The 7,167-nt window shown below is 68.2% G+C and carries 9 protein-coding genes and 1 pseudogene; 6 read left to right on the forward strand and 4 right to left on the reverse strand.

Translation table 11 applies throughout. The features are described 5' to 3' along the window. A pseudogene (locus MKK69_RS13530) lies at positions 1 to 315 on the forward strand (chemotaxis protein); the annotation flags it as partial. Positions 316 to 612: 297 nt separating this feature from the next. Continuing rightward, on the forward strand, positions 613 to 954 hold the full coding sequence (locus MKK69_RS13535; RefSeq protein ID WP_243968462.1) for a hypothetical protein: 342 nt from the start codon (positions 613 to 615) through the stop codon (positions 952 to 954). 23 nt (positions 955 to 977) lie between these two features. Here the strand turns inward: MKK69_RS13535 and MKK69_RS13540 are convergent, their stop codons facing one another. From MKK69_RS13540 to MKK69_RS13550, 3 genes are all read right to left on the reverse strand, one after another. Next, on the reverse strand, positions 978 to 1,205 hold the full coding sequence (locus MKK69_RS13540) for a helix-turn-helix domain-containing protein (RefSeq protein WP_243968464.1): 228 nt from the start codon (positions 1,203 to 1,205) through the stop codon (positions 978 to 980). A gap of 109 nt (positions 1,206 to 1,314) precedes the next feature. Then, positions 1,315 to 1,566, reverse strand: coding sequence for a hypothetical protein (locus tag MKK69_RS13545; protein ID WP_243968466.1), 252 nt, complete (start codon positions 1,564 to 1,566; stop codon positions 1,315 to 1,317). Between the two features lie 33 nt (positions 1,567 to 1,599). Further along, the gene (locus tag MKK69_RS13550; RefSeq protein WP_243968468.1) at positions 1,600 to 2,067 is read right to left on the reverse strand and encodes a MucR family transcriptional regulator; all 468 of its coding nucleotides are present in this window, start codon (positions 2,065 to 2,067) and stop codon (positions 1,600 to 1,602) included. A 143-nt stretch (positions 2,068 to 2,210) separates the two neighbouring features. Between MKK69_RS13550 and MKK69_RS13555 the strand changes: the two genes are divergently transcribed. Further along, positions 2,211 to 3,179, forward strand: a complete 969-nt coding sequence (locus MKK69_RS13555) for a helix-turn-helix domain-containing protein (RefSeq protein WP_243968470.1) — start codon at positions 2,211 to 2,213, stop codon at positions 3,177 to 3,179. Between the two features lie 84 nt (positions 3,180 to 3,263). Beyond that, positions 3,264 to 3,554, forward strand: coding sequence for a hypothetical protein (locus MKK69_RS13560; RefSeq protein WP_243968471.1), 291 nt, complete (start codon positions 3,264 to 3,266; stop codon positions 3,552 to 3,554). A gap of 117 nt (positions 3,555 to 3,671) precedes the next feature. On the opposite strand, the gene MKK69_RS13565 is transcribed toward MKK69_RS13560, so the two are convergent. Then, on the reverse strand, positions 3,672 to 6,086 hold the full coding sequence (locus MKK69_RS13565) for an EAL domain-containing protein (protein ID WP_243968473.1): 2,415 nt from the start codon (positions 6,084 to 6,086) through the stop codon (positions 3,672 to 3,674). A gap of 321 nt (positions 6,087 to 6,407) precedes the next feature. Here MKK69_RS13565 and MKK69_RS13570 point away from each other — a divergent pair, with 321 nt between their 5' ends. Together MKK69_RS13570 and MKK69_RS13575 are read left to right on the forward strand one after the other, a co-directional pair. After that, positions 6,408 to 6,779, forward strand: a complete 372-nt coding sequence (locus tag MKK69_RS13570) for a hypothetical protein (protein ID WP_243968475.1) — start codon at positions 6,408 to 6,410, stop codon at positions 6,777 to 6,779. Between the two features lie 29 nt (positions 6,780 to 6,808). Beyond that, a partial coding sequence (locus MKK69_RS13575) for a tellurite resistance TerB family protein (protein ID WP_243968477.1) occupies positions 6,809 to 7,167 on the forward strand: 359 nt, incomplete at its 3' end.

A 7,167-nucleotide genomic window follows, 5' to 3' on the forward strand; every position in this document is an offset into this window, starting at 1 on the left:
TTGGCCGAGCAGACTGCCAAGGCGACAGATCAGATCCGTGTGCAGATCACCGCGACCCAAGCGGCCACGCGCGAGGCGGTGGGCGCAATCGGTTCGATCCAGGGCACGATCGGCAAACTGGATGAGGTCTCAGCAGCGATCGCGGCGGCGGTGGAGGAGCAGTCGGCCGTGACGCGGGAGATGTCGGGCAGCATGCACACGGCCGCCCACGGGGTGACGACGATCGCCGGCGGTATGGAGGCGATCGCCCGGGCGAGCGAGCAGGTCGATGCCGCCACCCAGCAGGTCCGTGTCGCCGCCCGGGCGGTGGGCTGAGGTCATGGACGACCAACGCAGCCCGTTCGGTCCCGAAGTATGTGATGCGTCCCGCCGCGAGGACGGCTGTGGCGATGAAGCTGTCGTCCGAGCCAGCCTCGACGGTGCACTCGAGGATCTGATCCGCGTCGCCGTCGAAGTGGGGCCGGAACCCTACGGGGTGAGTTGCACCCGGATCGACCGAGCGATCGATCGTCGGATCGCAGCTCATGTCGGGTTACCGTGGGCCCGGGCGAGAGCCGAAGCTCTGAGGCATCAGCTCAAGGCTGGCCTGTGCGGACGGCGCGAGGCCAACCCATGACCGGAATGGTCGTCCCGCTGCAGTCCAGGAGTGAGCAAACGTCCGCGCTCACGCGCATCGACGTCGCGGCGATCGAACGGCTGGCGGAGGGGCGTGCGGCGACCCTGTCGGCGGCGCGGCTCGACGCGATCCTGGCGCACCTCAACGGACATCGCGCGGATCTCGTCGCGGTGATCGCCGAGTTGCGGACCCGACCGTCCAGCGGCGACGCTCGGATCGATGCCTTTAACGCCGACCTGAGCGTCGAGGCGAGCAAGGGCTTGGCTCAGATCGACCTGTTCATCGGTCAGGCCGAGATCTGCGCCGGCGCGGCGAGATCCGGCGATCTGCCGACCTGATCCTCAACCAAATCGACGAAGGCTCAGACCGACCCGTCATCGCGACGTCCGGTGAGATCGAGCGCCGGCGTCGCGTGTCGCGGCCCCTCGGGACGCAGGCCGAGCACCGCCAGCACGCGATCGCACGCCGCGGCGTCGGCGATCGCCTCGCCATTCTCCAGGGCGACCACCACGCTCGGATCGACGCGGGCGAGCGCGGCGACGGTCGCGATCGTGTAGGCGCCTCGTGCCCGCGCCGCTCGGACGCGCACGGCCGTCGCCGGATCTGTAGTTCGGGGCTCGTCGTTGGGTGTCCGCATCGATGCGCACTACGCGACGGCGAGAGCCAAAGTTGCAGACGCACGGACTTTTGAGGTGGCGCTACTGCATCCCGGCGGGGCGGGGACGCGGTAGGCCGCACGCGGTGAGGCCGAGAAACAGCGTGAGCTGCTCCACCGCGGCGAGCGACAGCGGGCAAACCGCACCGCGTTCGACGGTTATGAGCCCCTCCGGGGTAAGACCGGCCAGGCGCGCCGCATCCGTCAGCGACAGACTCATCCGTCTGCGGGCTAGACTGGCGTGCAGGGCGAGGTTGCGCAGCAGATCCCGTCGTCGCTCCTCAAGTTCGTTCATCGTCTAATACCGAAACCCGTAAAACTGCCGACGTCAGGCAGCCCTGCGGTCTTTCCGGTCCCGCTCAGCCATGGCGCCGGGCTGGCCGAGGCCGATCGCCTTCGCCAGCGTGGAGCGACGCTCGGCATATTCCTGTGCGACCATCGGGTAGTCGGCCGGCAGGCCGTAGCGCTCACGGTAGCCGTGCGGGTCGAGCCCGTGGCTCGTAAGGTGGCGCTTGAGCGTCTTGTAGGTCTTCCCGTCGATGAAGCTGACGATCCCATCGGGCCGGACCGACTTGCGGATCTGGGCCGGGCTCGGCCGGTCGATCTCGGTGGGCCGGTGCGCTCCCTCGGGGGACATCGAACCACCGGAAGCGAGGCCGGCGACTGCGCCGTGCAACCGGGCGATCAAAGCCGGCAGTTCGGCGGCCGGGACGGGGTTGTTCGCGACGTAGGCGGCGGCGATGGCGGCGGCCAGCTCGACGGTCGAGGCGCGGCCGGAGGGGGGTATTGTAGACACGCAGATGGCTCCTGGGAGGGACGAAATACACTTCTAGGTTGATGCGCCGCGTTGCGCTTGTCCGAGAGCGTGCTACGGTTTGTCCGAGAGCGTGCCGCCGCGTTTTCGTGCATGCGCATCCAAACAATCATCCGGCAGATCCGATGAGGACTTTGTTCTCGACCGCGGACGAAGAGCCCAAGAACAGTTTCCGGCGCTGGCGCGAGACGGTGTTCGAGCGGATCGTGCCAGTTGAACTGACGGCTGCCAATCCCGAAGCGTTTCAGGGAACGATGGAGGCCGCAGAAATTGGCCCGCTTTCGATCACCCGCTTGACGCAGAGCGCGATCCAGACGGAAGCGACCGCCGAGACGATCCGTCGGCACGGTAAGCACGATACGCTGAACGTCGCACTGGTGCTGAGCGGTGAGGTCGCCAGTTCGCAGGACGATCGCACCGCGATCCAACACGCTGGCGAGATCGTCGTGCTGGATCGACGCCCGGCCATCATGACGACCCGCTCCGACAGCCAAACGCTGTTCATCGAGGCTCCCCGCGAACGGTTGGAGCGCGCGCTCGGATCGACGCGGCGGTACACGGCCCTGACCCTGGGGGCGGATCAGGCCAGCACGTCGCTGGTCACCACCTTCTTTACTCAACTGGTGCGCACCTACGCCGGTCTGCCATCGGACACCGCCGACCAGATGGCCGCGATCGGGATCGATCTGCTCATCGCCGGCATCGCCGAGCGCCTCGCTCGGGAGACGCCAAAGCCCCTGCAGGGCACGCTCATCGTGCGACGGGCCATGGCCTACATCGAGGCCCACTTCGGCGATCCGAGCCTGGACCCAGCCACGCTCGCGGCCGCCGTCGGGGTGTCGCTGCGCTACCTGCAGCAGCTGTTCCGCGGGCACGAGCGCAACATCGCCGGTCAGATCTGGCGGCGTCGCTTGGAGATCGCGGCGCAGCGGCTGGCGGATCCCGGGTATGCCCACCTCACGGTTGGGACGCTGGCCTACGGCTGCGGGTTCAGCGACCAGGCGCATTTCAACCGCAGGTTCAAGCATCGCCACGGCCTGCCCCCCGGCGAGTACCGGTGGCGGTCTCTAAACGCTACGCACCCCGGCGGGTGAAAGCGACAGTGCTCCAACGCACCGTAAGTCTATCGGCCTAAAAGCAACCTCTGAGCGAGATTGTGCCTCCAGAGGTTGTAGGTTATGGTCACGATCACCGTTGTCAATGTGATCGTGAGCGCGATGATCGATGACACCCATCGGCGAGCCGCGACAGCGCGAGCGTGTGCGCTCGCCTGCATAGCCGAGCTGCTCGGCGTGCCGATTACCGAGTTCTACGATCCCCACCTGATCCGTGGCTCGCTCGAAGGCCGTGGGGAAGAAGCCGCCGCGGTGTTCGCACTGGTGCAAGCCTATCTCGCGATCGACGATGCCGAGACGCGCCATCGCAGCATCCAGGTCGTGCGGGCGATGGCGCAGGCCGGTCGCGTTTGAAAACACGATGCGAAGCGTTCAGCCCGCGCACGGTATCGGCCGGGGGTGATCTTGGGATGGGCAGACCCGCGACTCGGAGGATCCACCAATCTAGTCGCCGGGGGACGACCTTCGGGCTCAGGCGTGCGCCTTGATCGGGGGCGGGGCGAACAGCGCCCGTAGCCGCGCCAACTCCAGTTCGGACGCCGGCAAGGTCGGCGCCGGGCGCGCGAACAGGTAGCCCTGCATCTGCTCGCAGTGCAGCTCGCGCAGGATCGCCAGCTGCTCGGCGGTCTCGACCCCCTCGACCGTGACCTGCAGGCCGAGGTTGTGCCCGAGGTTCACGATCGCCCGCACGATCGCCAGCGTGTCGGCGTGCTGGCCGAGCCGTCGCACGAACGACTGATCGACCTTGATCTTGTCGAACCGAAACTGCTGCAGGTAGCTCAGCGACGAGTACCCGGTACCGAAATCGTCCAGCGCCAGGCGAACGCCCAGCCCGCGCAGGTCGGTCAGTACCCGCACGGCCTTCGCGGCATCCTGGATGAACACGCTCTCGGTGATCTCGATCACCAGCCGCGCCGGGGCGAGCCCGTGACGCGCCAGCGCCGCCGCGACGACCGTCGGGACGTCGGACTGGCGGAACTGGGTCGGGGAGACGTTGACCGACACCCGCCACGGCTGCGGCCAGGCCGCGGCCGCCGCGCAGGCAGTATCGATCACCCATTCGCCGATCCGTCCCATCAGGTCGGCCTGCTCGGCCACCGGGATGAACTCGGCCGGCGAGACGAAGCCGCGCTCCGGGTGCTGCCACCGGATCAGCGCCTCGAAGGTCTCGATCTCGCCGGTGCGGGCGTTGACGATCGGCTGGTAGAACAGCCGCAGCTCGTCGCGGGTGATCGCGCCGCCGAGCTCGTGTTCGAGCTGCCGCCGCGCCTGCAGCTCGGCGTCCATCGCCGCCTCGAAGAAGCGCACCGCACCCCGTCCCTCGTCCTTGACGCGGTACAGCGCGGTGTCGGCGGCGCGCAGCAGCGCCTCAGCCGTGCGGCCGTCTGCCGGGTAGAGGGCGATGCCGGCCGAGGCGCCGATCTCGACGCGATGGTCGTTGATCTGGAACGGGCGACGCAGGCCCCCGACCAGGCGACCGGCGATCTCGGCGACCCTCTGGGGCGCGCACGCGCCGGTGAGCACCGCCACGAACTCGTCGCCGCCGACCCGGGCCAGGGTGTCGCTCGGGCGCAGCTCGGTCAGCATCCGCCTGGCCACCTGAACCAGCAGCGCGTCGCCGGTGGCGTGGCCGTGCAGATCGTTGACCGCCTTGAACCGGTCGAGGTCGAGGTAGATCACCGCGACGCCGGTCCCGTCCAGGGCCGCGGCCTCGAGCGCCGGGCCGAGGCGCTGCTCCAGCAGGTAGCGGTTGGGCAGGTCGGTCAGGGCGTCGTGCAGGGCGAGGTAGCGGATACGGGCCTCGTCGCGCTTGCGGTCGGTGAGGTCGCGCAGGGCGACGGCGGTGGCGGGCTTGCCGCCGAACTCGATGGTGCGGCAGGACAGCTCGACCGGCACGTGCGTGCCGGCGGCGGTGCGAGCCTCGAACTCCTCCGGCCGCAGCTCCTCGGAGCGGCAGCGCGTCCGCCGCAGCAGCCCCGGCGTACTGGCCTGCGAGAACAGGTCGAGCACCGGTCGGCCGACGATCTGGTCGGGGGCCATCCCGAATAGGCGGGTACCGGCCTGGTTGACCTCCAACACCACCCCGTCCCGGTGGATGAACAGCACCTCGTACGCGAGGTTGCTCAGCAGGCGCATGCGGTCGAGCTCACGCTGATCGCGCTGCGAGAGGTGCTGCTGCAGGGCTAAAGCCACGAGGCCGGCGATCAGCACCGCGAGGCTGACGGCGGCGACCGTCAGGGCGAGCGGGGTCGAGCCGAGCAGGTAGCTCTCATCCGCTCGCGGCGCGATCGGCGCGACCGTGACCGCGGTCATGCCGGTGAAGTGCAGGCCGCAGATCGCCAGCGCGAGCCAACCGGTGACCTCGATGCGGCGGCCGAGGCTCGCCAGTACGCCGGATCGTGCCAGGGCGAGGACGGAGAACGCGACGCTGACCAGGACCGAGGCGGCGACGTAGATGGGCTCGAACAGCACGAGGCTGGAGGCGGCCATCGCGCCGACGCCGAGGTAGTGCATGCCGGTGATCGCCAGCCCGAGCACGGTACCGGCCAGCACGATCCCGAGCGGGGTGGAGGATAGCCGCCATAGGCGCAGAGCGGCGAAGGCGCCGGCGACGGCCACGACGATCGAGCCGGCGGTGAGGTCGAGGTCGTAGGCGACCTGTGCCCCGGGCCGGAACGCCAGCATGGCGACGAAGTGCAGCGACCAGACGCTGCCCCCGAAGATAAGCGCGGCGAGCAGCAGGGAGCGCGGCAGCGGGCGGCCCCCGGCATCGGTGCGCGCCATCAGAGTGACGGTGGCGAAGCATCCGAGCGCGCAGATCACCGCCGACAGGGCGACGAGGCGCAGGTCGTGCTGCTGCGCGACGCAGGTGAGGACGCGGATCATCGTCGGCTCAATCGTGACGACAGCGAATGGTCGTCAGCTTGATAGTAGTACCAAGGTACCTACTGATCAGTCATCAACCTGAGCGAGCTCGATCTTTGGTTGAGAGACGATAAAATAAAGCTTCGTGTTGTGTGGCGTAGTGGCACCGGCACAGGAAAGCGCCTGCCAAGCGAATAACCCGTCACGATGGCGTCGATTTAGCACCTGTGCTGGTGTGGGGCGGCATCCTAGTGACGTTCATCCCCACCCAGCGCGATCTGTAGACACTCTGTTAACCAAGATACCCGACACCCGGATCAGGTCAACGTTGAGAGTGAACCCGTGACCCAGGTTCGATTGATCACCGCCGCCGACTTTGCCAGCGACTGCCCGGTGCCACTCGAGCTCGCAGCTTGCATCGCTCGGGCAAAGCCTGATGAGCTCACTATTCTGCTCGTTGGCATCCCAGAGTTAACCCGAGCACAGGTCGCCGTCTGGCTCTATGGCCGCAGCCACACCCACGAAATCGGCGTGCGGGTCGCCGCAACCTGTGAGGGTGCGAGCCTGCGCCGGGCAGCGGGGCTCGTGGGCAACCAGCTCTACGATCTCTCGCGCCGGCCGTATACGACCCCAAGCCACGGCTCACACGCCGCCGGTGGGCGACGGCAGGTCAGCCTCGGCGGATCACGTGGCGCGGCCCACACCTCCGCCTGACGCTCGACCCTCCGTACCGGCGGCTAACCATGAACCTCGCTCAACTCTTCACGCTTTTCCGTCAGACGGTGACCGCCTATGCCGGCGATGAGGCACTGATGCAGGCTGGCGTCTCGGCAGCGGCCAACGTCATCGTCGCCGACGGCGAGGTCGCGGGCGAGGAGTTCGAGAGCGCGCTGACCGGCGTGATGGCCAGCTCTATCCTGGAGAAGGGCTACGACGTGCTGATGCTGGAGGAGGCATTGTACGATGCGATCGGTCGAGCACGGACCCGGGCTGGTCGAGTAGAGAACCTGCGCCGAGCCGCGGCGATCGCCGGCCGGCCGGCAGAGCAGCGCGAGGGTATGTTCCTGGTCGCGGTAGACGTAGCCGACCACGACGGCATCGC

It is taken from the genome of Methylobacterium sp. J-026 (assembly GCF_022829585.1).
Taxonomy (GTDB): Bacteria; Pseudomonadota; Alphaproteobacteria; order Rhizobiales; family Beijerinckiaceae; genus Methylobacterium.